Raw genomic sequence first — 25,916 nt, 5'->3', positions numbered from 1 at the left:
GTGAGAAGACCGTTGTTTTCTGACATATCCAGCAGAGGGTGCCTTAGGGTTAACTGACCGAAGTTACCCATGAGCCGGAGGAGACCGAGGCGTGCGGAACGCCGGAGCGTCCATCGACCCCCCGACGGATCCGTCCGCGGCGGGGCCCGACGACGCACCCGGCGCCGGTTCCGCGTCCGCCGGCTCAGCGGTCCCCGGCCCCAAACATCCGGTGCGCCTGGCGTCGGCGTCGCTTCCGCGCGGGGTCTCGGCGGACATCTTCGGCGAGCGGTCCCATCCCGTTCCCGCGGCGGCCCGGGGCCCCCGTAAGAGCTCCCTGCCCCCGCCCGCCCCGCCCGTCGAGCCGTGGGTGGTGGTCGAGCGGAAGGTCCAGGAGGAGCCGCCGGTCATCCTCATCGACCCCGAGCCGGAGTCCCGGGGCCGTACGCTGCGCTACGCGCTGATCGCGCTGTTCGGGCTGCTCGTGCTCGCCTACCTCGTGCCCGCCGTCTCGATGGCCGGGCGCATCCTGCCCGGCACCACCGTCCTCGGCGTCGACCTGGGCGGCCAGGGCCAGCAGGAGGCGGCCGATACGCTGCGCGAGCGCCTGTACGCCCAGACGCGGGCGCCCATCATCGTCCGGCAGGGCATGCGGCGGCTGACGGTCAACCCGGAGGACGCCGGTCTCGCGCTCAACGTGGAGCAGACGGTGTCCCGGGCGATGACCAGGTTCCCCAGCCCGGTCCAGGTGTGGACGGCGCTGACCGGCACCCACGAGATCGGTCCCGTGGTGTCCGTGGACAGGGCGAAGCTGGCGGCGGCGGTCGCCCGCGACGTCGCCGGGCACCTGGAGGAGCCCGGCCAGGAGGGCGGGGTCACGTTCAGGGGCGTCGTCCCGGTGCCGCAGTTCCCCAGACTGGGACGCAGGGTCGACGCGGCGGCCGTCGCGAGCGAGTTGCAGAAGGCCTATCTCAGCCCGGACGTCACGGTGGTCGTGCCCACGCTCCGCCAGGAGCCGCACGTGAGCCGCGCGGAGGTGCGGCGGGCGCTGGCCTGGGCCCGCCAGGCCGTCGCCGGGCCGGTCACGCTCGCCAACGGATCGGCGACCGCGCTGCTGCCGCCGGAGACGATCGCGCGGCACCTGACCTTCGTGCCCGACGGCGCGACGCTACGGCCCCACTTCGACGCCGCGGGAGCCCTCGCCGGGCTCGAGGCGCGGCTGGTCGACCCCGCGGACGCCGCCCGGGACGCCACCTTCACGGTCACGGACGGGACGCCGTCGCTGGTCCACGCCCGTCCCGGCAAGCGGATCGACGCCGACCGCCTCGCGTCCGACCTCGTCGAGGCGCTCGGGAACGGGAGCCGTACGGTCGCCGTGTCGGTCGTGGACGGCCAGCCGGAGATCTCCGACCAGGACGCGCTCGGCATGGGCGTCAAGGAGGAGGTGGGCCGGTTCACCACCTCCTTCCCCTGCTGCGTGCCCCGCGCGGCCAACATCAAGGCCGCGGCCGGGATGCTGGACGGCCGGCTGGTGAAGCCGGGGGAGACGTTCTCGTTCAACGCAGCACTGGGCAGGCGGGACGCGACCGCCGGGTTCGGCGGGCTCGGCCCGACGACGATCCGCGGGCGCACCGGCTCCGACGTGCCCGGGATGTCGCAGGTGGCGACGGCCCTGCTGAACGCGGTGCTGCGGGCCGGCCTCCAGGTGTCCGACTTCACGCCTCCGGACGTGCACGCCGCACAGCTCCCCGCCGGGACGGAGGCGGCCGTCAGCTACCCCGATCCCGACTTCTCCTGGAAGAACGACTCGCCGTACGGCGTGCTGGTGCAGGCGTCCGCCACGGGAAGCTCGCTGACCGTCCGGCTGTGGAGCACCAAGCGGTACGACGTGGAGATCCAGGACCCGATCAAGGGCGCGGTGACGACCCTGCCGGTCGTCCGGGGCGGCGGCGACGGCTGCGTGCCCGTGCCGCGGGAGGACGGGTTCACTGCCGAGGTGACGCGTATCCTGCGGCACGACGGCACGGTGGTCGACCGCCAGACGTTCCGCACCGTCTACCGGCCGCAGGCCCAGGTCGTCTGCTCCTGATCCGCCGCCCGCCCCATCAGGAACCGTTCTCACCCGGGTTTGATCACGAGGATCCGGTCGTCGCCCCGCCGGGGGGATCCGCGGCCGTCGCGGTTGCTGGTGGAGACCCACAGCGTGCCGTCGGGGGCCGCGGCGACGGCCCGCAGCCGGCCGTACTCGCCGGTGAACCGGGCGACGGGACGGCCGGCCCGGCCGGACGCGTCGACGGGGATCTGCCACAGCCGCTCCCCGCGCAGCGCGCCCGCCCACAGCGACCCGGCGGCGTACGCGAGGCCGGAGGGCGACGCCTCGTCGGTCGACCAGGTGAGCAGGGGATCGGTGTAGCCCGGCCGCCCGCCGACCCCCTCGACCTCGGGCCATCCGTAGTTGCGGCCCTTCTCGATCAGGTTGATCTCGTCGTAGGTGTTCTGGCCGAACTCGCTGGCGTACATGTGCCCGTGGCCGTCCCAGGCCATCCCCTGGACGTTGCGGTGGCCGTAGGTCCACATGAGCGTGCCGAAGGGGTTCCCGGGGGCGGGCCGGCCGTCCGCCGTCATCCGGAGGATCTTGCCGCCGAGGGACCCCTTGTCCTGGGCCAGCCCCCGCTCGCCGGTCTCCCCGGTGGACGCGTAGAGGTAGCCGTCGGGGCCGAAGGCGAGGCGGCCGCCGTTGTGGATGGTGCCCTTGGGGATGCCGGTGACGATCGGAACGGGGTCGGACAGGCCGCCGTCGTACCGGTACCGGACCACCCGGTTGTCGCCGGCGGAGGTGACGTACAGGAACACCCGGTGGTCGGTGGCGAAGTCCGGCGAGACGGCCACGCCGAGCAGGCCGCCCTCCCCGCTGGGGTCGACGCCGTCGACGACCGCCACCCGCCGGACGCGGCCGTCCGGGGAGACCCGCAGCAGCCGCGCCGAGTCCCGCTCGGTGACGAGGGCGTCGCCGCCGGGCAGGAACGCGATCGCCCAGGGCACGGCGAGATCGGTGACCAGTGTGCGCGGCGTCGGGGGCGACGCCTGCGGGGTGCCCGGGGCCGCCGGCGTCGCTGCGCCGGTGGCCGGCGCCGGGTCGAGAGGGGCGGGCGTGCGCGCCGTGCCGACGCCGCCCTGCGAGCAGCCCGTCAGCGCCGCCGCGCCCACCGCCACCGCCAGGAGCAGGGCTCCGCGGCCCGTACCGACCATGATTGCGACCTCCTCGTCCCCTCCATACTCGCGTCTCCCCGGGAAGGTTCCCTAGGTTTGTCCTCGTGAAGATCTGGGTCGCCTCACAGGCCATCGCCGACGCCCTGTCCGACCTGCCGGAAGGCATGCCGGCTCTCGACTGTTCGGTGTACGACGGGAAGGGACCGCTGCCCGGCCGTCCCGAGGAGGTCGAGGTCTGGGTGCCGCCGCTCGTGCCGGTGCCCGACATCCCCGGGCTGCTCGGCCGGATGGGCAAGCTGCGCCTGCTCCAGACCGTGACCGCGGGCGTGGAGCCGTACCTGCCGCACGTGCCCGAGCACGCCGTCCTGTGCAACGCCCGGGGTGTGCACGACGCCGGCACGGCCGAGTGGGCGGTGGGCGCGATGATCGCCGTGTTGCGGGAGTTCCCCGGCTTCGCCGCCGCCCAGGCGCGCGGCGAGTGGACCTACCACCACACCGGCGTGCTGGCCGACGCGACCGTGCTCATCGTGGGGTACGGCTCGATCGGCGAGGCGGTGGAACGGCGCCTGGCCGGGTTCGAGGTGGAGATCGTCCGGGTGGCCCGGACGGCCCGTCCGGGCGTGCACGGCCAGGACGAGCTGCCCGCCCTGCTCCCGTGCGCCGACGTCGTCGTGCTGCTCGTGCCCGCCACCGCGTCCACCGCGGGCCTGGCCGACGCCCGGTTCCTGGCCGCGATGAAGGACGGCGCGCTGCTCGTGAACGCCGCCCGCGGCTCGGTCGTGGACACCGCCGCCCTGCTGGCCGAGCTCGAGTCGGGCCGCCTGCGGGCCGCCCTCGACGTCACGCCGGTCGAGCCGCTGCCCGCCGATCACCCGCTGTGGACCGCCCCCGGCGTGTTCATCACCCCGCACGTGGCGGGGAGCACGCCCGCCTCCGTACGGCGGACCACGAAGCTGGTGCGGGAGCAGGTGATCCGCCACCTCACGGGCGAGCCGCTCGCTAACATGATCACTGGGCATTACTGACCGCTCCGTTAAGGATTCCGGAACGTGGCTGCCCCGTGACCTGGGGTGCGTACGGTGATGCACATCGCACGGCTGGTTATCAGATCGGTGACGACTCGGTCGTTGTCCTCCTGTCGATCAGCGGCTGTGCGCACACTTGCCATGTGACAGGGAGAGTAAAGCCGAGTCGAGGACGGGAGGGGCAGTGATGTCAGACCCCGCCGGACTCGGCGACGCCGACACGACTCCGTCCCCGGTCGCCGAGGCGACGGGCATGGCCGCCACCGGTCCGGACGCCCCTGACGGGCCGACGGCCGGGGCGATCGGCATCGGCACCGGCGCCGCCGTCACGGCGGTTCCGACGACACGTACAGAGGCGACGCACGTGAACGGCAGGCGGGACCCCCGGGTCTCCCTCAGCGCCGCGGCCGGGCTGGGCGCGGCGGCGATCGCGGCCGCCCTCCTCGCGGGCGCCTCGGCCTCCGTCGTGGCGGCCGTCTCCGGAGTCGTCACCGGCCTCCTCGCGGCCGCCTCCCTGAGCGCCGCGGCCTCCCGCGTCGTCCCCGGTCACGGCCGCCAGCCCGCCGCGTGGCGGTGGCTGTCGGCCGGCGCGCTCACCTGGCTCGTCGGCATCGGGGTGCGGCCGGCGGCCGACGGCACCCCGTTCGTGCTGACCTTCGCCGACCTGCTGATGCTGGCGGGGTCGCTGCTCCTGGCCATCGGCTGCGGGCTGTCGGTCAAACCCCCCGCCTACAGCAGGGGCGTGCTGAGACAGGCCACCGACGCCTACCTGGGCGCGGCCTCCATCCTGTCGGTGGCCTGGGTCACCGTGCTGGGCCCCGCGTTCGCCAAGGCGGAGGAGCCGGGCGCCTTCTTCTTCACGCTGGCGCTGCCGGTCGTCTGCCTGCTCGCCGCGTGCGCCGTCACCCCGGCCGTGGCCACGTCCCGGTCGGGCGGCCGCCTCGTCGGCCTCACCGGGATCGGCGTGCTCGCCGCGGTCACGGTCGCCGAGACCGCCACGGCCCTCGCCCGGATCAACGGCGACTCCCCGCCGCTCGCGGCCGTCCTCGTCGCGCCCGCCGCGTTCCTCGTCCTCGCCGTCGTGCCCTGGGTGCGCCGGGACCCGCGGCCCCGGCGGTCGCCGCCCGCGGCGCTCGCGGCCGCCGCGCCGCTCGTCATGGTGGCCGTCGCGACCGTCGTCGTGGCCCTGCACGCGGCCGGCGGCCGTGACGCCGCGCTGGCCCTGGTGGCGGCCTCGGCCGTCCTCGTCCTGCTCGGGCGGCTGTTCGTGCTGCTCGTGGAGACCGCGGGGATGCGCCGCCTGGTCGACGTGGGCGAGCAGCAGCTGCGCCAGCTCGCCGAGAACACCGGCGACGTCGTGCTCGTCTGCGACCTGGACGGGATCATCCAGGAGATCGGCCCGGGGGTCGAGGCCACCTACGGCTACCCCCCGGACGAGCTGATCTGCCACCCCGTCTTCGACTACATGCACCCCGAGGACGTCCCCGCCATCCAGTCGCTGCTGCGCCGCCTGGCCGCCGAGGAGGACGGGCCCGACAAGCACGGCAGCTGCCGGGTCTCCTGCCGGGTCCGCGCCGCCGACGGCACCTGGCGGCCGACCGAGTCGGTGGCCACCCGCCATGTCAGGGGCGACGACCTGATCCTGGTCACCGTGCGCGACCTGAGCGACCAGGTCGCCCTGCGCAACCAGGTCACCCACCTGACCTTCCACGACGGGGTCACCGGCCTGCCCAACCGGGCGTACTTCGAGGAGCGCGCCCGCGACCTGCTGACCCGCCGTGGCGCGGGCGGCACCGCCGTGGTCTTCCTCGACCTCGACGGCTTCACCGCCGTCAACGACTCCGTGGGCCACGCCAGCGGCGACTACCTGCTCGGGCAGGCCGCGCGCCGCCTCCGCTCAGCCGTACGGGCGGACGACACCCTCGCCCGGTGGGGCGGGGACGAGTTCGCCGTGCTGCTGGAGGGCGGGACCTCCGCGGGATCCGACGCGCAGACCGCGATCGACCTGGCCGAGCGGCTCGTCCGCGCGGTCTCGAACGAGCCGTTCCGGGTCGCCGACCGGGACATCGCGCTCACCGCCAGCGTCGGGGTCGCCTTCGCCGAGGACGGCCTGCCCGCGGGCGACCTCCTGCGCAACGCCGACGTGGCGATGTCGCGGGCCAAGGAGCTCGGCGGGCGCCGCGTCGAGGTCTTCGCCACGCACATGCACGCCGACGTCGTACGCCGCCTGGAGATCGCCTCCGACCTCCAGCGGGCGCTGCACGAGAACCAGTTCGCCGTGGAGTACCAGCCCGTCGTCGACCTCGCCACCTCCCGCGTGACCGCCGTGGAGGCCCTGGTCCGCTGGTGGCGGGGGAGCACGTTCGTGCCGCCCGAGCAGTTCCTCGGGCCGGCCGAGGACACCGGCATCATCGTGCCGCTCAGCGAGTGGATCCTCCGGGAGGCATGCCGCGAGGTGGCCGCCTGGCGGGCCTCCTCGTGGGACATCGGGCTGTCGCTGAACCTGTCCGCCCGGCAGATCCTGGCGCCCCGGTTCGTCGAGAGCGTCTCCGAGGCGCTCGCGGAAAGCGGCCTGCCGGCCAGCGCGCTCACCCTCGAGGTGATCGAGGAGATGCTGGTCGAGGACGCCGAGGAGACCGTCACCAAGCTGTCGGAGCTGCGCGCCCTCGGCGTGCGGCTGGCCATCGACGACTTCGGCACCGGCTACGCCTCGCTCGCGTTCCTCCGCCAGCTGCCCGTCGACATGATCAAGATCGACCCGTCGTTCGTCGCGGGGCTCGGGCAGGACGAGACGCTGACCCTGCTCACCCGCACGATCGTCCGGCTCGGCCACGACCTCGGGCTCATCGTCGTCGCCGAGGGCATCGAACGGCCCGAGCAGCTGGAACTGCTGCGCGAGATGGGCTGCACCCGGGGCCAGGGCTACCTGGTCGCCCGCCCGATGGCCGCCCGCGGCGTCGACTCCCTCATGCGCACCACCCTGCAGAACACGGCGTAGCGTCCGGCTTCCCTCGGCCCGCGCGGTCCACAGTGTGAGATCGGCGTCCCACATGATTTGACGTGGAGGGCGTGCATCGGACATGGTGTAGCCATGCATAGCGGTGGGATTCTCGTAGTACTTCGCAGGCGCGCAGCCTGACGAAGCACTAGGTCCTGCGCGCGCCCCAGCTCCGCTCCGGCGGGTGGGGCATTTTTTATGCCGGAAGACACTTCAGCCACGCCAGCTCAGCCACAAGGAACGAGCCGATGACCGAACAGATGACAGGTGCCCAGGCCCTCGTGAGGGCGCTGGAGCACGTCGGGGTCGACACGGTGTTCGGGATCCCGGGCGGTGCCATCCTCCCCGCCTACGATCCCCTCTACGACTCGGTCAAGGTCCGGCATGTGCTCGTACGGCACGAGCAGGGCGCCGGCCACGCGGCCGAGGGCTACGCGCAGGCGACCGGCAAGGTCGGGGTGTGCATGGCCACCAGCGGGCCGGGGGCGACCAACCTGGTCACCCCGCTCGCCGACGCCTACATGGACTCGGTGCCGATCGTGGCGATCACCGGGCAGGTGGCCACCCCGCTCATCGGGACGGACGCCTTCCAGGAGGCGGACATCTCGGGCATCACGATGCCGATCACCAAGCACAACTTCCTTGTCACGAAGGCCGAGGACATCCCCAGGACGATCGCCGAGGCGTTCCACATCGCCTCCACGGGCCGTCCGGGCCCGGTGCTGGTGGACATCGCCAAGGACGCCCTGCAGTCGCTGACGACGTTCTCGTGGCCGCCGGTCATGCAGCTGCCCGGCTACCGCCCGGTGACCCGGCCGCACTCCAAGCAGATCCGCGAGGCCGCCCGGCTGATCGGCGAGGCCCGCCGGCCGGTCCTGTACGTCGGCGGCGGCGTGCACAAGGCCCGGGCGTCGGCCGAGCTGCGGGAGCTGGCCGAGCTGACCGGCATCCCGGTCGTCACGACGCTGATGGCGCGCGGCACGTTCCCCGACAGCCACCCGCAGCACATGGGCATGCCGGGCATGCACGGCAGCGTCTCGGCTGTCGGGACCCTGCAGCGCTCCGACCTGCTGATCGCGCTCGGCACCCGGTTCGACGACCGCGTGACGGGCCAGCTGTCCAGCTTCGCCCCGCACGCCAAGGTCATCCACGCCGACATCGACCCGGCGGAGATCTCCAAGAACCGCCACGCGGACGTCCCGATCGTGGGCGACTGCCGCGAGGTGATCGGCGACCTGATCAACGCGGTGCGCAACGAGCAGAACGAGGGCCGCAAGGGCGACTACGCCGACTGGTGGCGGGTCCTCAACGGCTACAAGGAGACCTACCCGCTGGGCTACGACCAGTACGAGGACGGCTCCCTGGCCCCGCAGTACGTCATGGAGCGGCTGAGCGCGCTCGTGGGCCCGGACGCGTACTACGTCGCGGGCGTCGGCCAGCACCAGATGTGGGCGGCGCAGTTCATCGGCTACGAGAATCCGGGGACGTTCATCAACTCGGGCGGCGCGGGGACGATGGGCTTCGCCGTCCCGGCCGCGATGGGCGCCAAGATGGGCCGGCCGGACGCCACGGTGTGGTGCGTCGACGGCGACGGCTGCTTCCAGATGACCAACCAGGAGCTGGCCACCTGCGCCATCGAGGGCGTGCCGATCAAGGTGGCGGTCATCAACAACGGCAACCTCGGCATGATCAGGCAGTGGCAGACGCTCTTCTACGAGGAGCGGTACTCCAACAGTGACCTGAACAGGGTCAAGCGGATTCCCGACTTCGTGAAGCTCGCCGACGCGTACGGTTGTGTCGGCCTGCGGTGCGAGCGGCCGGAGGACGTCGACGCGACCATCCGGAAGGCCATGGAGATCAACGACGTGCCCGTGGTGATCGACTTCGTCGTCCACCAGGACGCGATGGTCTGGCCGATGGTGGCGGCCGGGACGAGCAACGACGACATCAAGTACGCCCGCGACATGGCGCCGAAGTGGGAGAGCGAAGAATGAACGAGCGGAGCAACCGGACCGGCGCATCGGGGAGGTCGGCATGAGCAGGCACACGCTGTCGGTTCTCGTGGAGAACAAGCCCGGCGTCCTGGCCCGGGTCGCGGCTCTGTTCAGCCGCCGCGGGTTCAACATCGACTCGCTGGCCGTCGGGCAGACGGAGCACGACGACATCTCCCGGATGACGATCGTCGTCAACGTGGAGGAGCTCCCGCTGGAGCAGGTCACCAAGCAGCTCAACAAGCTGGTCAACGTCATCAAGATCGTGGAGCTCGACAACACGCAGTCGGTGCAGCGCGAGCTGATGCTGATCAAGGTGCGGACCGACTCCGACAGCCGGTCCCACGTGCTGGAGCTGGTGAACCTGTTCCGGGCGCGCTGCGTCGACGTCGCCCCGGACGCCGTGACGATCGAGGTCACCGGCACCACCGACAAGCTGGAGGCCTTCGTCCGGGTCCTTGAGCCGTACGGCATCAAGGAGCTCGTGCAGTCGGGCATGGTGGCCATCGGCCGCGGCGCCCGTTCCATCACCGATCGCTCGCTTCGCGCCCTCGACCGCAGCGCCTAGCCGTACGGCGTCGAGCCACGCACGTCGCGACAGACCAATTCCGAAAGGCAAGCATGTGACTGAGATCTTCTACGACGACGACGCCGACCTGTCGATCATCCAGGGCCGCCACGTCGCCGTCCTGGGCTACGGCAGCCAGGGCCACGCGCACGCGCTGAGCCTGCGCGACTCGGGCGTGGACGTGCGCGTCGGCCTGCCGGAGGGGTCGAAGAGCAGGGAGAAGGCCGAGGCCGACGGGCTGCGCGTGCTCACGCCGTCGGAGGCCGTCGAAGAGGCCGACCTCACCATGATCCTCGCGCCCGACCACGTCCAGCGGCACCTGTACGCCGAGCACGTCGCGCCGAACCTCGTCGAGGGCGACGCGCTGTTCTTCGGCCACGGCCTCAACATCCGGTACGGCCTCATCGAGGCCCCGGAGGGCGTGGACGTCGCCATGGTGGCGCCCAAGGGCCCCGGCCACCTCGTCCGCCGCCAGTACGCCGCCGGCCGCGGCGTGCCGTGTCTGGTGGCCGTCGAGCGCGACGCCACGGGCGACGCCTGGCCGCTCGTCCTGTCGTACGCCAAGGGCATCGGCGGCACCCGGGCCGGCGCGCTCAAGACCACGTTCACCGAGGAGACCGAGACCGACCTGTTCGGCGAGCAGGCCGTGCTCTGCGGCGGCGTGTCCGAGCTGATCAAGGCCGGTTTCGAGACGCTGATCGAGGCGGGCTACCAGCCCGAGGTCGCGTACTTCGAGTGCCTCCACGAGATGAAGCTGATCGTCGACCTGATGTACGAGGGCGGCGTCTCCAAGATGTACTGGTCGGTCTCCGACACGGCCGAGTACGGCGGCTACACCCGCGGCCCGCGCGTGGTGAACGCCGAGACCAAGAAGGAGATGCGCCGCATCCTCGACGAGGTCCAGGACGGCCGCTTCGCCCGTGAGCTGGTCGAGGAGTTCGACTCCGGCCAGACCAACTTCAAGCGCTTCCGCGAGGAGCTGGCCGGCCACCCGATCGAGCAGACCGGCGCGAAGCTGCGCCCGATGATGAGCTGGCTCAAGGGCGCCCAGGACTGACACCCTCCCGGCTGTCGCGAACGCGGCGCCGTCCCCTCGGGGGCGGCGCCGCGTCGCGTTCCCGGCGTCGCGTCACCGGGAGCTCGGCCGCCGCTGGGTCAGCAGGCGGCGGGCTTGCGCCAGGAGCACTCGAGGTCGGCGCCGCCGGACGCCGCGGACCTGAGGGCCGGCGTCGTGTCCGCGGTGTCCACCGCGGCGGCCCGGCTGAACCGCGCCAGCCGGACGGCGATCGCGTCCTCGATGTCCTTGGTCGAGGAGGCCAGGAAGCCGTTCGTCACGACGGAGAAGACCAGCGGCTCGCCGTCGGCCGCCGTCACGTAGCCCGACAGCGCGGACACGCCGGTCAGGGAGCCCGTCTTGGCGTGGACGTTCCCGGCCGCCGGGGTGCCCTGCATCCTGCTGCGCAGCGTGCCGCCGACCATCCGGTCCGGCACGCCCGCCACCGGCAGGGCGTCGTACCAGGTGCGGAACCAGGGCTTGCCGCGGACGGCGCGGAGCAGCGACGTGATGCCCGTCGGGGTGAGCGCGTCCACCCGGGACAGGCCGGAGCCGTCGCGCAGCCGCAGCGTCTGCACGCCGTTGGCCCGGGCGAACGCCGTCGTCACGGCCAGCCCGGCGTCCCAGGTGCCCTGGCCCGCGGCCTTCCGTCCCATGGCCTTGGTGAGGATCTCGGCGTGCATGTTGTTGCTCAGCTTCAGGAACGGCGTCAGCAGCCGGCTGAGCGGCATCGACTCATGTGACGCCACCGCCGCGGCGCCGGCCGGCGCCGCCCCCCGCGCGGTCGGCCCGAGCACCCGGACGCCGTGGGCGGCCAGGCCTCGGCGGAACAGCGAGGCCGCGTAGAGCGTGGGGTCCCAGACGGCCACCCACTCGTCGTACTCGTCGGCGACCGTCCCGCTGACGACCACGGTGTTGCCGCCGTGCTCCCGGACGACGGCGACGTCGGTCTCGGCGCCCGTGGTCGCCCGGTTCACGATCGTCACGTAGTCGGTCTCGGGTGTGGTGGTGACCTTCGCCGGCTTACCGGGTGCGTCCCCGGGGCTGACCGACACGATGACCGAGCCGGCGTCGTAATCCGTGTCGGGCGCCGCCGTCAGGGCCGATATCTGCCCGGCGTAGTAGTACGGCTCGTCGTCCCAGGCCCAGTCGGTGCCGAGCCGCACGTCGTCGAACCAGGTGTCGTCGGCGACCAGCCGTCCGGTGACGACCTTGACGCCGGCGGCGGCCACCTGGGCGGCGAGCGCGTCGTAGTCGGCGGCCAGCATCGTCGGGTCGCCGGTGCCCTTGAGGACGAGGTCGCCCACGACGGCCTTCCCGGCCTTCGGCGTGGCGAGGACCTGGGTGGTGAAGCGGTAGTCGGGGCCGAGCGTGTCCAGCGCGGCGGCCGAGGTCAGCAGCTTGGTGTTGGACGCCGGGGCGAACAGCTTGCCCGCGTCCAGGGAGTACAGCTCCTCGCCGGTGTCCGAGTCGCGGACGACGACCCCGGCGCGGGCGGGCGCGAGACGGGAGTCGCCGAGGATCCGGTCGAGGTCGTGCGTCAGGTCGGTCACGCCCGGCGGCGGGTCGAGCGCCCCGGCGGGGACGCCGGAGCCCGCGATCCCGGTGACGAGGACGACGGCGGCGAGCGTGATCGTGGTTCGTCGTGACAACCGCACAGCAGGCTCCCGGGTGAGTGGCTTTCCGCGATCGTCGGAGAGACCGCCCGGGGCAATCAATACGGAAATATGCGTATCTGGGCTGTGGGGTGTGGATCAGACGACGGGAGCGGACACCAGGAAGACGCAGTCGCCGAAGGCCACCTCGTCGCCCGCGCGGACCTTCGCCGGGCCCACCAGCCGCCAGCCGTTGAGCCGGGTGCCGTTCATCGACCCGAGATCGACCAGCATCCAGGCGTCGTCGTCCCTCCTGAGCTCCGCGTGGACGCGGGAGACCGTGAGGTCGGCGAGCACGAGGTCGCAGCCCGAGCCCCGCCCGACCACGTAGCGCGTGCGTCCGTCCGTGGGCAGGGCGAGCCGGGGCATCCGCGGGCGGCGCCAGGCCGACTCGACGCGGCGGGTGAGGTCCGAGACCGACGACACGGCGTCCGTGATGCGCCTGCGCCAGCGCCCGCGGTGCGGCAGGTCCGCGATCAGCTCGTCGAGCTCGCTGCGGCTGCGTGCGCGCAGCGCCATGTCGACGCGCCCGACGAAGGTCTCCATGGACAGCCGGCCTTCGGCGGCACGGTCCCGGAGCTCGCTGAGCGCGCGGTCGCGGTCCCCGTCCGAGGCGCGAACCGGGGGAGAGCTCATGATTGGAGTATCCGCTGGAGCGCCGTGAGGTGTCCAGAAGACCGGTGCATTCCCTCCCAATCCACAACTCGTGGATGTCCGGGAGGGGCGGGGGCCCCGCGCGGGCGGCGCCCCCGCCTCACCGGAACGGCGATCAGTGCTTGCCGAAGTCCTGCGTCCAGTACGGCCCGCCGGCGGCGACATAGCCGACACCGATGTCGGTGTAGGCGCAGTTGAGGATGTTCTGCCGGTGGCCGGGGCTGTTCATCCACCCGTCCACGACGGCCTGGGCGGTCGGGTAGCCCTTGGCGATGTTCTCGGCGGCGGCCGTGAACGAGTAGCCGGCGGCCTTGATCCGGTCGGCGAAGGTCCGGCCGTCCTGGGACGTGTGGTCGAAGTAGTTCTTGGCCGACATGTCGGCGGAGTGGGCGTAGGCCGCGGCGTGGAGCTTCGCGTCGTGCTTCAGCGCGCCGCAGCCGGCCTTGGCCCGCTCGATGTTGGTCAGGCGCAGGACCTCGTTCTCGATGTCCGTGCCGACGGTGGCCCCGGAGGTCGGGGTGGCGGTCGGGGTGGGAGCCGGGGTTCCTGAGGCGGTCCCCGTCGGCGTGGGGGTCGGGGTGGGCGCGCAGGACGTCAGCCGCACCGGCTTCGACCGCGACGAGTGGCCGCGGTAGTCGGTGACGACGGTGTAGTAGACGCCGCGCGCGCAGGGCAGGGTCACGGTGATCCGGGCGTTCCTGACGGCCTTCGACCCGCTCTTCACGACGCGGTCGGGGCCGGGCTGCGCCTTCCAGATGCGGACCCGGAATCGGGCGGTGTCGAAGCAGCCGGCCCGCGAGCCCGCCGCGTGGATCTTCCCGTCCGCGGCGACCTTCGGCTTCGCGGAGGCGACCCGGCAGCCCGTGGGCTGGGCCTGGGCCTGAGCGGGCACGGCGGACACGCCGAAAGCCGCGACGCTCCCGAGGCACAGGACCGCTCCGAGCGCTCTGTTCACGATCATTCCTCCAGTGGGGGTTAGACGCTGGATGGAAGTCGTCATTATGGTGCGCTCGGACCCCACTTGTCCGAAAAAATCACTGCATTGACTAAAATATCTACCATCCCTTAAGGCTCGTTTATACCTTCTGCCCCACCAGAAACATGCCTAATCACCCACGTACGCCCAGGTCAGCGGGGGGATGTCGGGGTGATCCCCGGGTGTCAGGCCTCGACGGGGCCGGGGGCGGCGGAGGGAGCGCGCACGGCGGCGGCCACGCGGCCGGCGGTGAGGTCGTACTTCAGCGTCATCACCACGCCGGCGAGCGTGATGAGGGCCGGGACCACGGACAGGCCGACGACGACGGCCACGTGGGCGCTGCCGGGCTGGGTCACCGGGTTGTCGGGGTCGGAGGCAAGGAACCCGCCCAGCGCCAGCACCCAGCCGTAGATCGTCGCCCCGAGGGCGGAGACCGCGTTCTCGACGGCCGTCCACAGCCCGGTGAACACGCCGCCGCGCCGCTCCCCGCTCACGGCTCCGTCGTACGCGATCACGTCGGCGAGCATCGAGAACTGGAGAAGCTGGAGCCCCGCGTAGCCGAGGCCCACGATCATCACGACCAGGTGGGACCACAGCGAGCCGAACGCGGGGGCGGCGACGACCAGGATCGCGCCGCCCGTGAACAGCGACCCGGCCAGGACCATCGCGCCGCGCTTGTCGAGCCTGCGGGCCAGCCAGACCCACAGCGGCATCGTGACCAGCATGGGCCCGACGAGCGCGGCGAACAGCGTGCTGGTGGCGTCGGGGTCGTTCAGCGTGTAGGCGGCGAAGTAGGGCGCGCCCGCCAGCATGATCCCGGCGGCGAGGTTCTGCGCCGAGCTCAGCCCGAGCAGCCACATGAAGGGCTTGCTGGTGCGGGCCGCGGCGATCTGGGCGCGCAGCGTGCCCTCCGAGCGCTGCTGCCCGGTGAAGGGCGCGCGGGCGGTGCCGAAGAACGACCCGAGCATCGCGACGAGCAGGATCACGCCGAAGACGATCCCCATCAGACGGTGGCCGTCGAGCGTCTGGCCCGCGATCATCGGCGCCACGATGCCGCTCAGGGCCACCGAGATCGCGATGAACACCATCCGCCACTGGAGCAGCGAGGTGCGCTCGTGGTAGTCGGTCGTCATCTCGGCCGGCATGGCCTTGTACGGCACCTCGTAGAGGGCGTAGCCGGTCGCGGCGAGCAGGAACACGACGCCCACGTAGACGGCGGCAGGGGCGCCCCGCAGCGGGAGCCCGGCGAACATGAGGGCGAACGTCAGCGGCAGCACGACGGCCCCGGCCAGCAGCCACGGGCGCCGCGGCCCCCAGCGGCCGGCGGTGCGGTCCGACCACCGCCCGACGAGCGGGTTGGCCACCAGGTCCCACGCCTTGGGCAGGAACAGCACGACGCCCGCGAGGAAGGCGGGCACCGCCAGCACGTTCGTCATGTAGAAGAGCAGCAGGAGCCCGGGGATCGTGGAGAAGTTGGCCGTGCAGAACGAGCCGACGGCGTAGCCGAGGCGCACCCCGAGGGGCACGTTGGTGGGGGAGGGCGTCGCCGCCGAGGAGACCATGCGCGACATTCAAGCCGAGCATGCACCCGATCGGAAGGTCAAACCATCACAAACAGACCACGCCTGGCCCCGGTCAGGACGGGGCCAGGGGTCAGTCGCGTACGTCGGCGCAGACCACGTGGGCGCCGATCTCGATCATGCGCCGTTCCGTGTGCGCGTCGGTCACCCGGGCCATGAGCACCGGCGCCTCGCTCGCGGCGAGCTGCGGCAGCCGGGCCCGCACCCGCCGGTGCAGGTCGCGCACGATGTCCTCGGCCGACAGCGTGTGCACCTTGACGTGGAGCATGATCCCCCACGAGCCGGAGACCGTCCGCGCCTCGGAGATCCACACGTGGTGCACGAGGGGGTAGTCGCGCAGCAGTTCGCCGATCGCCACCCGCAGCGCGGGCAGGATCGGGTGGGACGTCCTGCGGTAGCCGGGGTCCACGACCTGCATGGCCCCCGACAGGTGCTGGCGCGGCGCGGGGATCCACTGGTTCGCGGCCGGCACGGGCTGCTGGACGGGCGCGGGAACGGGAGCGGCGGGGGCCGGGGGCGGCGGCGCGCCGTGCACCACCTGGGCGCGGGTCACCGTCGCCATCGCACCCGTCGCGTACGCCGTCGGGGCCGCCATGGGGGACCCGAGCGCGGACAGCGCGTGGGCCGGTCCGGTCCTGGTGGCCTGGAGGTAGCGCTTGAGATCGTCGATCGGGACGGCCGCCGCCGCGGGGCCGGCCGCGTCGATCACGATGTCCCGCACGCCGGTGACGCGCTGGATGTCGATGATGGTGTCGGCGTCGCAGACCGACAGGGAGTGGCCGCCGCGGTGCCGGGCGTAGGTTCCCGGTCCCGTGTATCCGAGCAGCACGCGCTCGCCGCTCTGGGTCGTGCCGAGCACCACCGAGCGGTCGGGCCGTACGGCCACCAGGATGCCCCACTCCGCGAGGGCCGCCAGCAGTTGCTGGGGGCTGCCGTGCCGCGCGAGAACGTCGCCTAGGGAGGGGTTCCCGATGCTCATAGCCTGAACGATAGGGACTGGACCATGGCGAATCAGGCTAATCGTGAAGATTAGGTGCGATCAATACCAAGAAAGCGGCTGTGTGGATGGGACCGGTCCAACCCGGGTACACCGATCGACTGGCCGAATATATGAGCGAGTCTCACGACTCTCTGACGTCACATCGGCACCGGGAACCGTGGAACGGACACGGGTCCCGCCCCCCGCCCCGTCTCGGATGCCGGATCGCTCGTGAGAGCTTTCACAAGCACCGATAGACTCACGGCTGTCCGTGCCATCGCACTTTCCGAAGGACTCACCAGTGAACAAGCCCGTCGTACTTGTCGCAGAAGAGCTCTCCGAAGCGGGCCTCGCCGTGCTCGGCGCGGACTTCGAGGTCCGTCACACCGACGGCTCCGACCGCTCGCAGCTGCTGCCCGCGCTCGCCGACGTGGACGCCCTCATCGTGCGCAGCGCCACCCAGGTGGACGCCGAGGCCGTCGCGGCCGCGCCGAAGCTGCGGGTGGTGGCGCGCGCGGGAGTCGGCCTCGACAACGTCGACGTGGAGGCCGCCACCAAGGCGGGCGTCATGGTCGTGAACGCCCCGACCTCCAACATCACCAGCGCCGCCGAGCACACGGTCGCGCTGATCCTCGCCAGCGCCCGCAACGTCGCCCAGGCCCACTCCGCGCTCAAGGGCGGCGAGTGGAAGCGCTCCAAGTACACCGGCGTCGAGCTCGACGAGAAGGTCGTCGGCATCCTCGGCCTCGGCAAGATCGGCCAGCTCGTCGCCCAGCGGCTCCAGCCGTTCGGCGTCGAGATCATCGCGTACGACCCCTACCTGCAGCCGGCCCGGGCCGCGCAGATGGGCGTGCGGCTGGTGTCGCTGGAGGAGATCCTCCAGCAGTCCGACTTCATCACCGTGCACCTGCCGAAGTCCAAGGAGACCGTCGGCCTGATCGGCGACCGCGAGCTGCACCTGGTCAAGCCGTCCGTCCGCCTGATCAACGTCGCCCGCGGCGGGATCATCGACGAGAACGCCCTCTACTCGGCCCTCAAGGAGGGCCGCGTGGCCGGCGCGGGCATCGACGTGTTCGCCAAGGAGCCGTGCACCGACAGCCCGCTGTTCGAGTTCGACCAGGTCCTGGTGACGCCGCACCTCGGCGCGTCCACCCACGAGGCCCAGGAGAAGGCCGGCACCCAGGTCGCCCGCAGCGTGAAGCTCGCCCTCGCCGGCGAGTTCGTGCCCGACGCGGTGAACGTCCAGGGCGGGGCGGTGGCCGAGGACGTCAAGCCGGGCCTGCCGCTGACCGAGAAGCTCGGCCGCATCTTCACCGCCCTCGCCGGCGAGGTGGCCACCCGGCTCGACGTGGACGTCCGGGGCGAGATCGCCTCCCAGGACGTGCGGGTGCTGGAGCTGGCCGCGCTCAAGGGCGTGTTCACCGACGTCGTCGAGGACGCGGTGACCTACGTCAACGCGCCGCTGCTCGCCCGTGACCGCGGCACCGTCGTCGAGCTCGTGACCAGCTCGGAGAGCCCCGACTGGCGCAACGTGATCAGCGTGCGCGGCGTCCTGGCCGACGGTCGCACGGTGTCGGTCTCCGGCACGCTCTCCGGCCCCCGGCAGATCACCAAGATCGTCGAGGTGAACGGCTACGCCATGGAGATCGAGCCCACCGAGCACCTGGCGTTCTTCACCTACACCGACCGCCCCGGCATCGTCGGCATCGTGGGCCGCTTGCTCGGCGAGCACGGCGTCAACATCGCCTCGATGCAGGTCTCCCGGGACGTCAAGGGGGGCAAGGCGCTGATCGCCCTCACCGTCGACTCGGCCATCCCGTCCGACGTCGTGGAGCAGATCGCGGGCGAGATCGGCGCCGACAGCGGCCGTACGGTCGACCTGGAGGACTGACGCCCCCCGGCGCCCGCGCCGGACACGAACACGGCCGGCCCCCGTCCTCGACGGGGGCCGGCCGAGTCATGTCCGGGGCCGGAGGCTGCCACGGCCGGATCGGCACGGGTCCGCACCTGCCCTGTCTCGAATAGCGAGATACTAGGTCGTCCTACGAGATTCTGGGGTAGTGTGAGCGTAATGAAGCGCCAGGTGTCCGTACTCCTCACCTGCCGCGGCGGGGCCTGATCAGGTAGGCCGGCCCGCCGCGGTGTGCGGCGCTGCCGCCTCCGGCCACCGGCTCCAACGGCCGACGACGCGTGACCCGCGTCCGATCCGGAGCCGTGCACGCCAGCCGGGTCCGCCCTCGCGGATCCGCTCTCGACGACGCACTCTGCCGAGCCTTCGAGCGCCGAAATGAGATCCGCCATGTACGAGATGTATCCCTGGAACCGACCCGAGGACGCCGAGGACGAGGCCGCGGCGGCGCTGCAGACGGCGCTGGACCGTCGCGACAACGGCGGCGTGCCCCAGCGCTAGACCGTTCCCGTTTCCCGCGGCCTCCCTCCGTGAGGCTCCCGTGCCCGCCGCCGGCGGGCGGCGGGAGACGAGGGCGGGGACCTCAGGCCGTGCCCCCGCGGCGGCTGAGTGAGTCGATGGCCACGGCCAGCGCGAGGACGGCCGCGGTGACCATGTACCGGACCGAGGAGTCGACGCTGAGCAGGAACATCCCGTTCGTGATCGACTGGATCACCAGGATGCCGAGCAGCGCCGCGTAGGTCCGGCCGCGGCCGCCGAACAGCGACGTCCCGCCGATGACGGCGGCGGCGATCGCCATGAGCAGGATGTCGCTGCCGCCCGAGCCCTGGTTGACGGCCGCCAGGCGGCTCGCCGACAGGATGCCGCCGAACGCCGCGAGCGTCGACGACAGCACGAACGCGAGCACGCGGATACGCCGCACGTCGATGCCGGCGCGGCGGGCGGCCTCGACGTTGCCGCCGACGGCGTACATCCACCGGCCGAACGCCGTGTGCCGCAGGACCAGGTCGAACACCACCACCAGCGTGCCGAAGATCACCAGCAGCAGCGGCACGCCGCGGTCGGCGGACATGACGGCCACGGCCGCGACCAGCACGACCGCGAGGCCGGCCACCTTCACGCCGAGCCACCAGGTGGGCGCGACGGGCAGGTCCGCGGCGAGCCGCATCCTGCGGGTGACCAGGTTCGACGCCGCGAAGACCGCGACCAGGACGAGGGTGAGGAGCCAGGCCGCCAACGGGGTGAGCCAGGTGTCGCTGAGCTTGGCCACGAACCCGTCGAACGGCAGGTTGACGATGCCGCCCTGCCCGAGCAGGTAGAGCAGCAGACCCTGCCAGCCGATCAGCCCGGCCAGCGTGACCACGAACGACGGCATCCGGAGCCGGGTGAACATCAGCCCGTGCAGCAACCCGATGAGGGCCCCCGCCACCAGGGCCACGACGATGGCCACCAGGGGGTTCCAGCCCTGCCGTACGGACAGGATGGCCATGACGACCGCGCACAGGCCGCTCACCGAGCCGGCCGACAGGTCGATCTCGCCGAGCAGCAGGACCATGATGATCCCGAGCGAGATCGTCCCGGTGGCCGCCATCTGCAGCGCCAGGTTGGTCAGGTTCTCCGGCGACAGGAAGTGCTCGTTCAGCGTCCCGAAGACGACGGCGATGGCGACGAGCCCGCCGACGACGGGCCACGCGCCGAGGTCGCCGTGCCGCAACCGGTCGAGCGCGCCCTTCGGCGTGTACGGCTCCCGCGTGATCGCGGCTGCCTGGGTCATGCGGCTGCTCCCGTGATCGCGGCCACGATCGACTCCTGTGTGGCCTCTGCCGTGCGGAACTCGCCGGCGTTGCGGCCCAGGCGCAGGACCACGACGCGGTCGCTCACGGCCCGCACGTCGGCGAGGTTGTGACTGATGAGGAGCACGGCCAGGCCGCGCTCGCGCAGCCGCCTGACCAGGTCGAGCACCTGGGCGGTCTGCTCGACGCCCAGGGCGGCCGTGGGCTCGTCGAGGATCACCAGCCGGGGCTCGCCGAGAAGCGCGCGGGCGATCGCCACCGACTGGCGCTGGCCGCCCGACAGCATCGCCACCGGCACCCGGATGTCCTTGATCCGCACGTCGAGCGAGGTCAGCAGGTCACGGGTGGCCCGCTCCATGCGGATGTGGCGCAGCAGCGACCACCTCCGCGGCTCGGAGCCGAGGAAGAGGTTGGCCACCACGTCGAGGTTCTCGCAGAGCGCGAGGTCCTGGTACACGGTCGAGATGCCGAGCCGCTGGGCGTCGTGCGGGCTGCCCACCCGGACCCGCTCGCCGTCGATGGCGATCGCGCCCGAGTCGGCGGCGACCACCCCGGCGATGACCTTGACCAGCGTCGACTTGCCCGCGCCGTTGTCCCCGACCAGCGCCACGACCTCGCCGGGACGCAGGTCCAGGCTCACCCCCTGGAGGGCCTGGACCGCGCCGTACCGCTTGGAGACGTCCGTCACCGAGATCATCTACTGGATGCCCGCCTTCGCGCACGCGTCCTTGAGCTCGGGGGTGCAGATCTCGGACGCCTTGTAGAAGCCGTCCTTGACGATCGTTCCGGCGATCTTGTCGGCGGTGACCGCGATGGGGTCGAGCAGGAAGGACGGGACGTCCGCCGTGCCGTTGTTCACGGTCGTCGGGGCCGCGGGCTTGTCGCCCTTGGCCAGGGCGACCGCCAGCTCGGCCGACTTCTCGGCCTCCGAACGGATGTCGAGGTAGATCGTCATGTACTGCTCGCCGCCGAGGATGCGCTGCACGGCCGCCAGTTCCGAGTCCTGGCCGGTGATCGGCGGGATCTTGGCGTACCCGGCCCGCTTCATGGCCGCGATGGCGCCGCTGGCCATGCCGTCGTTGGCGGACAGCACGCCCACGATGTTGTCGCGGCCGAGCGCGGTGATGGCCTGCTCCATCTCCTGCTGGGCCTTGTCGGGGCTCCAGTCGGGGGTGTCGAACTCGCGCCCGATCTTGACCTTGCCGTCGAGGACGTTGTGCGCGCCCTTCTTGTAGTCGGCGGAGCTGGGGTCGGTGGGCGAACCGTGGATCATGACGATCTCGCCCTTGTCCTCGGTCCCGTTGGCCTTGAGGGCGTCGAGCAGGGCCTGGCCCTGCATCTCGCCCACGCGGACGTTGTTGAAGGAGACGTAGTACTCGTAGCCGATGCCCGAGATCAGCCGGTCGTAGGCGATCACCGGCACCTTCCGCTGCTTGGCCTGGTTCACCAGCGGCGCGACCGCGGCGGCGTCCACGGCGTCGAGGACGAGCACGTTCGCCCCCTGCGTGAGAGCCGCCTCGACCTGCTGCTGCTGCTTGGCCGCGTCCTGGTCGGCGTTGCTGTACAGCAGCTTGCAGTCGGCGCAGAGCGCCTTCACCTTGGCCTCGAACAGCGGCCGGTCGAACGCCTCGTAGCGTGTCGTCTTCGACTCTGGCAGGAACAGGGCGATCGTCCGGGCGCCCCCCTGGCTCCCGGAGGGGGTCGCCGTGGTCGAACCGCTCTGGCAGGCGGTCGCGGCCAGGAGCGCCGCCACGGATATGGCCACCAACCCTCGACGCATGTCACCGGATCCTTTCTTCACGGCCCCCGATGCATTGATTAAAAAGGTATTTTACTATCAGCCGGATGGCTAGCCCCTAAGGGTGGCGAGGATGGTGGAGGGCGGACTGTGCGCTGGGATCCACTGGAGGTCAACTGGCCCGCCTTCCGCGGAAGGTATGCCAATCTTGGGAGCGTGGTGAGCATCGGCGGCGGGCCCGCCAACACGACCAGCCTGCTCCGGGTGATGAACGAGCGGGCGGTTTTCGCGGAGATCTTCCGTTTGGGGAAGGTCTCCCGGCCCGAGCTCGCCCAGGCGACCGGCCTGTCGAAGCCCACGATCTCGGTCGCCCTTGCGGATCTGGAGCGTGCCAGACTCGTACGGCCCGTGGGGCTGCGCACCGGCAACGCCGGCCGGGCGGCGCTGCTCTACGAGATCCGTCCGGAGGCCGGCTGGGTGCTGGCGGTCGACGTCGGCCGGGCCTACGTCCGGCTCGCGCTGGCCGACCTGGTCGGCGAGATCGCCGCCCGCGCCGAGGAGCCGTCCCGGGCCGAGTCCCTCGACGGCCTGCTCGACCAGCTCTCCCGGATGGTCGCCGGCCTCACCGCCGGGGCCGGGCTCGCGCCCGGCGACGTCACCGTGGCCGTGTTCGGCACGCCGGGGATCCACGACAAGGAGACGGGGGCGCTGCGGCTCGCCCCCAACCTGCCGGGGTGGGAGCGGCCCGGCGCCGTCGAGCGGCTCGCCGTCGTCACCGAGTCGCCGTACGTGCTGGAGAACGACGTCGACCTGGCCGCCGTGGGCGAGGGGGCGTACGGCCTCGGCGAGGGCGTGTCCCACTTCGTGTTCGTCTCGATCGGGACCGGCATCGGCATGGGCGTGGTCATCGACGGCAAGCTCTACCGGGGGTCCCAGGGTGCGGCCGGGGAGATCTCCTATCTGCCGGTGGGAGAGGGTGACCCGCTGGTCGACCTCGGCCGGGGCATGTTCGAGTCGGTCGCCTCCGCCGGCGGCGTGGTGGCCATCGCCGAGCGGCTCGGGCTGTCCACGGGCACGGCCAAGGACGTGTTCGAGGCGGCCCGCGCGGGCAACGAGGCGGCGCTCAAGGCCGTCGCGGCCGAGGCCGACCACGTGGCCCACGCCCTCGCCGGGGTCATCGCGGTCCTCGACCCCGAGCTCGTCGTGCTCGGTGGAGGGATCGGCGCGCAGGCCGGCGACCTGTTGATCCGGCCGGTGTCCGAACGGCTGGAGTCGCTGGTGGCGTTGCGGCCCCCGCGGATCGAGGTGTCCACGCTCGGCCCCGACGCCGTCCTGCTCGGGGCGCTCGCCGTGGGCCTGGCCACGGCCCGCGACCTGGTCTTCGAACGGGCGGTCGCCGGCCCGGCGCGCTGAGACGCGGCCGATAGGCCCGAATAGTGAGACTGGTGTTCAAGCTCCGAGACACCCGGTAAGGTAATCGCATGGAGTCGAGCAACATCCGTCTGGCCGTCATCCCCGGTGACGGGATCGGCACCGAGGTCGTCGCCGAGGGCCTCAAGGTGCTGAACGCCGTGGGCGTCAAGGCCGAGACCAGCGAGTACGACCTCGGAGCGCGACGCTACCACGCGAGCGGGGAGACCCTGCCCGACGCCGTGCTGGACGAGCTGCGCGGTTACGACGCCATCCTCCTCGGCGCGGTCGGCGACCCCAGCGTCCCGCCGGGCGTCCTGGAGCGCGACCTGCTGCTCCGGCTCCGCTTCGAGCTCGACCACTACGTGAATCTCCGCCCGGTCAAGCTCTTCCCCGGCGTGGCCACGCCGCTGGGGGAGGCCGGTCCCGAGGACATCGACATGGTCGTCGTCCGCGAGGGCACCGAGGGCCCGTATGCCGGGGCCGGCGGCGTCTTGCGCCGCGGCACCCCGCACGAGATCGCCACCCAGGAGTCCCTCAACACGGCGTACGGCGTCGAGCGTGTCGTGCGGTACGCGTTCGAGAAGGCGCTGTCCCGGCCGCGCCGCAAGCTGACCCTCGTCCACAAGACAAACGTGCTGACCTACGCGGGCGACCTGTGGGCCCGCACGGTCGACCGGCTCAGCCTCGAGTTCCCCGAGGTGGAGACCGACTACTGCCACGTCGACGCCGCCTCGATGTTCTTCGTGACCCAGCCGGCGCGGTTCGACGTGATCGTCACCGACAACCTGTTCGGCGACATCCTCACCGACCTCGGCGCCGCCGTCGCGGGCGGCATCGGGCTGGCGGCCAGCGGCAACGTCAACCCGGCCCGCACCGCCCCCTCCATGTTCGAGCCCGTCCACGGCAGCGCGCCGGACATCGCGGGCCAGGGCAAGGCCGACCCGACGGCCACGATCCTGTCGGTCGCCATGCTCCTCGACCACCTCGGCCTGACCGAGGCCGCGGGCCGGGTGGAGCAGGCAGTCGCCGACGACCTGCTGGAGCGTCAGACCGCCTGGACGCCGCGGACGACCCGTGAGATCGGCGACGACATCGCCGCCCGAGTAGCCGGCTGATCCGGGCCGCTACTCCCCGATCAACGCGCATGGCGGCCCGGTTCGGGCCGCCATGCGCTTTTTCATACCTTCCGAATGCCCTAGTTTTCCGTTAGCCCCGCCGTCGCACAATGACTATGACGACGTAGAGAGAAGGATCCTCGCCATGACCACCCACCTCAGGTTCGACGTGCAGCTCAATCAGCAGACCCGCAGCGCGGCCGAGCGGGAGCAGGCCCTGGCGAGCCCCGGCTTCGGGCAGACCTTCACCGACCACATGATCTCCATCGACTGGACCGAGGGCACCGGCTGGCACGACGCCCGGCTCCAGCCGTACGCGCCGCTCCTCCTCGACCCGGCGACCGCCGTCTTCCACTACGCCCAGGAGCTGTTCGAGGGCCTCAAGGCGTACCGGCAGGCGAACGGCTCGATCGTCGCCTTCCGGCCGTACGCGAACGCGGCGCGGTTCAACCAGTCGGCGCTGCGGATGGCCATGCCCGAGCTGCCCGAGGACGCCTTCGTCGAGTCGCTGGAGCTGCTCGTCCAGACCGACAGGGAGTGGGTGCCGACCACCGAGGGACACAGCCTCTACCTGCGCCCGTTCATGATCGCGACGCAGGTCGCGCTCGGGGTGAACCACCCCTCGCGGACGTACAAGTACATGGTGATCGCCTCGCCCGCCGCGTCGTACTTCACCGGCGGCGTCAAGCCGGTCTCGGTCTGGCTGTCCACCGAGTACACCCGCGCCGCCCCCGGCGGGACCGGCTTCGCCAAGTGCGGCGGCAACTACGCGGCCGCCTTCGTCGCCCAGCGCCAGGCCGTCCAGGAGGGCTGCGACCAGGTCGTCTGGCTGGACGCGTTCGAGCACCGCTGGGTCGAGGAGATGGGCGGGATGAACCTGTTCTTCGTCTTCGGCGACCGGCTTGTCACCCCCGCGCTCACCGGCACCCTGCTGCCCGGCATCACCCGCGACTCGATCCTCAGCCTGGCCGGAGAGCTCGGCTACAAGGTCGAGGAGGGCAAGATCTCGATCGAGGAGTGGCAGGCGGGCTGCGAGTCGGGCGAGCTGACCGAGGTGTTCGCCTGCGGCACCGCGGCCGTCGTGACCCCCGTCGGCTCCGTCAAGGGCGTCGACCGCGCCTGGACCGTCGGCGACGGCACCCCCGGTCCCGTCACCAACCGCATCCGGGAAGAGCTCGTCGGCATCCAGTACGGCAGCCGCCCCGACACCCACGACTGGATCCACAAGATCTGCTGATCTCGGGTGGGGACCCTTCCGCACCCGACCACCGGAGGGGAG

The 25,916-nt window shown here is 71.9% G+C and carries 19 protein-coding genes; 10 read left to right on the top strand and 9 right to left on the bottom strand.

The window, feature by feature from the left end; all coding sequences use genetic code 11:
- The first annotated feature begins 91 nt into the window (after window positions 1-91).
- Window positions 92-2,068 (top strand): VanW family protein, encoded by a 1,977-nt coding sequence (locus Mco01_RS16440; protein WP_204057749.1) that lies wholly within the window; start codon window positions 92-94, stop codon window positions 2,066-2,068.
- Window positions 2,069-2,097: 29 nt separating this feature from the next.
- On the opposite strand, the gene Mco01_RS16435 is transcribed toward Mco01_RS16440, so the two are convergent.
- Window positions 2,098-3,228, bottom strand: a complete 1,131-nt coding sequence (locus tag Mco01_RS16435; protein ID WP_204057748.1) for a PQQ-dependent sugar dehydrogenase — start codon at window positions 3,226-3,228, stop codon at window positions 2,098-2,100.
- A 65-nt stretch (window positions 3,229-3,293) separates the two neighbouring features.
- Here Mco01_RS16435 and Mco01_RS16430 point away from each other — a divergent pair, with 65 nt between their 5' ends.
- From Mco01_RS16430 to ilvC, 5 genes are all read left to right on the top strand, one after another.
- Complete coding sequence (locus Mco01_RS16430; RefSeq protein WP_239103651.1) at window positions 3,294-4,214, top strand: 2-hydroxyacid dehydrogenase; 921 nt, start codon at window positions 3,294-3,296, stop codon at window positions 4,212-4,214.
- Between the two features lie 187 nt (window positions 4,215-4,401).
- Window positions 4,402-7,212: a putative bifunctional diguanylate cyclase/phosphodiesterase gene (locus Mco01_RS16425; protein WP_239103650.1), complete on the top strand. Its 2,811-nt coding sequence runs from the start codon at window positions 4,402-4,404 to the stop codon at window positions 7,210-7,212.
- Window positions 7,213-7,403: 191 nt separating this feature from the next.
- A complete protein-coding gene (locus Mco01_RS16420; RefSeq protein ID WP_275410508.1) occupies window positions 7,404-9,206 on the top strand; it encodes an acetolactate synthase large subunit in 1,803 nt (600 codons plus the stop codon).
- Between the two features lie 40 nt (window positions 9,207-9,246).
- On the top strand, window positions 9,247-9,771 hold the full coding sequence (ilvN, locus tag Mco01_RS16415; RefSeq protein WP_036331280.1) for an acetolactate synthase small subunit: 525 nt from the start codon (window positions 9,247-9,249) through the stop codon (window positions 9,769-9,771).
- 64 nt (window positions 9,772-9,835) lie between these two features.
- Complete coding sequence (ilvC, locus tag Mco01_RS16410; protein WP_036332013.1) at window positions 9,836-10,828, top strand: ketol-acid reductoisomerase; 993 nt, start codon at window positions 9,836-9,838, stop codon at window positions 10,826-10,828.
- A 98-nt stretch (window positions 10,829-10,926) separates the two neighbouring features.
- Here the strand turns inward: ilvC and dacB are convergent, their stop codons facing one another.
- From dacB to Mco01_RS16385, 5 genes are all read right to left on the bottom strand, one after another.
- Window positions 10,927-12,483, bottom strand: a complete 1,557-nt coding sequence (gene dacB, locus Mco01_RS16405) for a D-alanyl-D-alanine carboxypeptidase/D-alanyl-D-alanine endopeptidase (RefSeq protein ID WP_204057746.1) — start codon at window positions 12,481-12,483, stop codon at window positions 10,927-10,929.
- Window positions 12,484-12,579: 96 nt separating this feature from the next.
- The gene (locus tag Mco01_RS16400) at window positions 12,580-13,116 is read right to left on the bottom strand and encodes an FHA domain-containing protein (RefSeq protein WP_204057745.1); all 537 of its coding nucleotides are present in this window, start codon (window positions 13,114-13,116) and stop codon (window positions 12,580-12,582) included.
- 133 nt (window positions 13,117-13,249) lie between these two features.
- Window positions 13,250-14,089: a CAP domain-containing protein gene (locus tag Mco01_RS16395; protein ID WP_239103649.1), complete on the bottom strand. Its 840-nt coding sequence runs from the start codon at window positions 14,087-14,089 to the stop codon at window positions 13,250-13,252.
- A 206-nt stretch (window positions 14,090-14,295) separates the two neighbouring features.
- Complete coding sequence (locus Mco01_RS16390; RefSeq protein WP_204057743.1) at window positions 14,296-15,681, bottom strand: MFS transporter; 1,386 nt, start codon at window positions 15,679-15,681, stop codon at window positions 14,296-14,298.
- 82 nt (window positions 15,682-15,763) lie between these two features.
- Complete coding sequence (locus Mco01_RS16385; protein ID WP_204057742.1) at window positions 15,764-16,669, bottom strand: hypothetical protein; 906 nt, start codon at window positions 16,667-16,669, stop codon at window positions 15,764-15,766.
- Window positions 16,670-16,970: 301 nt separating this feature from the next.
- On the opposite strand from Mco01_RS16385, the gene serA reads away from it, so the two are divergent.
- Window positions 16,971-18,560 carry a phosphoglycerate dehydrogenase gene (serA, locus tag Mco01_RS16380; protein WP_204057741.1) on the top strand — a complete coding sequence of 530 codons (1,590 nt, stop codon included), beginning with the start codon at window positions 16,971-16,973 and terminating at the stop codon, window positions 18,558-18,560.
- 601 nt (window positions 18,561-19,161) lie between these two features.
- Here serA and Mco01_RS16375 read toward each other — a convergent pair.
- Genes Mco01_RS16375 through Mco01_RS16365 form a run of 3 tightly spaced genes read right to left on the bottom strand, consistent with a single transcriptional unit; the run spans window position 19,162 to window position 22,151 of the window.
- The gene (locus Mco01_RS16375; protein WP_204057740.1) at window positions 19,162-20,352 is read right to left on the bottom strand and encodes a sugar ABC transporter permease; all 1,191 of its coding nucleotides are present in this window, start codon (window positions 20,350-20,352) and stop codon (window positions 19,162-19,164) included.
- Window positions 20,349-21,068 (bottom strand): ATP-binding cassette domain-containing protein, encoded by a 720-nt coding sequence (locus Mco01_RS16370; protein ID WP_036331285.1) that lies wholly within the window; start codon window positions 21,066-21,068, stop codon window positions 20,349-20,351. Before Mco01_RS16370 ends, Mco01_RS16375 begins: the two co-directional genes overlap by 4 nt.
- Entirely contained in the window at window positions 21,069-22,151 is a 1,083-nt protein-coding gene (locus tag Mco01_RS16365; RefSeq protein ID WP_204057739.1) for a sugar ABC transporter substrate-binding protein, read from the bottom strand.
- A gap of 435 nt (window positions 22,152-22,586) precedes the next feature.
- Between Mco01_RS16365 and Mco01_RS16360 the strand changes: the two genes are divergently transcribed.
- The 3 genes from Mco01_RS16360 (at window position 22,587) to Mco01_RS16350 (ending at window position 25,874) form a co-directional block, all read left to right on the top strand.
- A complete protein-coding gene (locus Mco01_RS16360; protein WP_372444855.1) occupies window positions 22,587-23,522 on the top strand; it encodes an ROK family protein in 936 nt (311 codons plus the stop codon).
- A gap of 68 nt (window positions 23,523-23,590) precedes the next feature.
- Entirely contained in the window at window positions 23,591-24,637 is a 1,047-nt protein-coding gene (locus Mco01_RS16355) for a 3-isopropylmalate dehydrogenase (RefSeq protein ID WP_204057737.1), read from the top strand.
- A 145-nt stretch (window positions 24,638-24,782) separates the two neighbouring features.
- Window positions 24,783-25,874, top strand: coding sequence for a branched-chain amino acid aminotransferase (locus Mco01_RS16350; RefSeq protein WP_204057736.1), 1,092 nt, complete (start codon window positions 24,783-24,785; stop codon window positions 25,872-25,874).
- Window positions 25,875-25,916 lie beyond the last annotated feature (42 nt).

This window comes from Microbispora corallina (assembly GCF_016863035.1).
GTDB lineage: Bacteria > Actinomycetota > Actinomycetes > Streptosporangiales > Streptosporangiaceae > Microbispora > Microbispora corallina.
The sequence above is the reverse complement of the archived record's forward strand: the minus strand, read 5'-3'. Positions and strand labels throughout refer to the sequence as shown.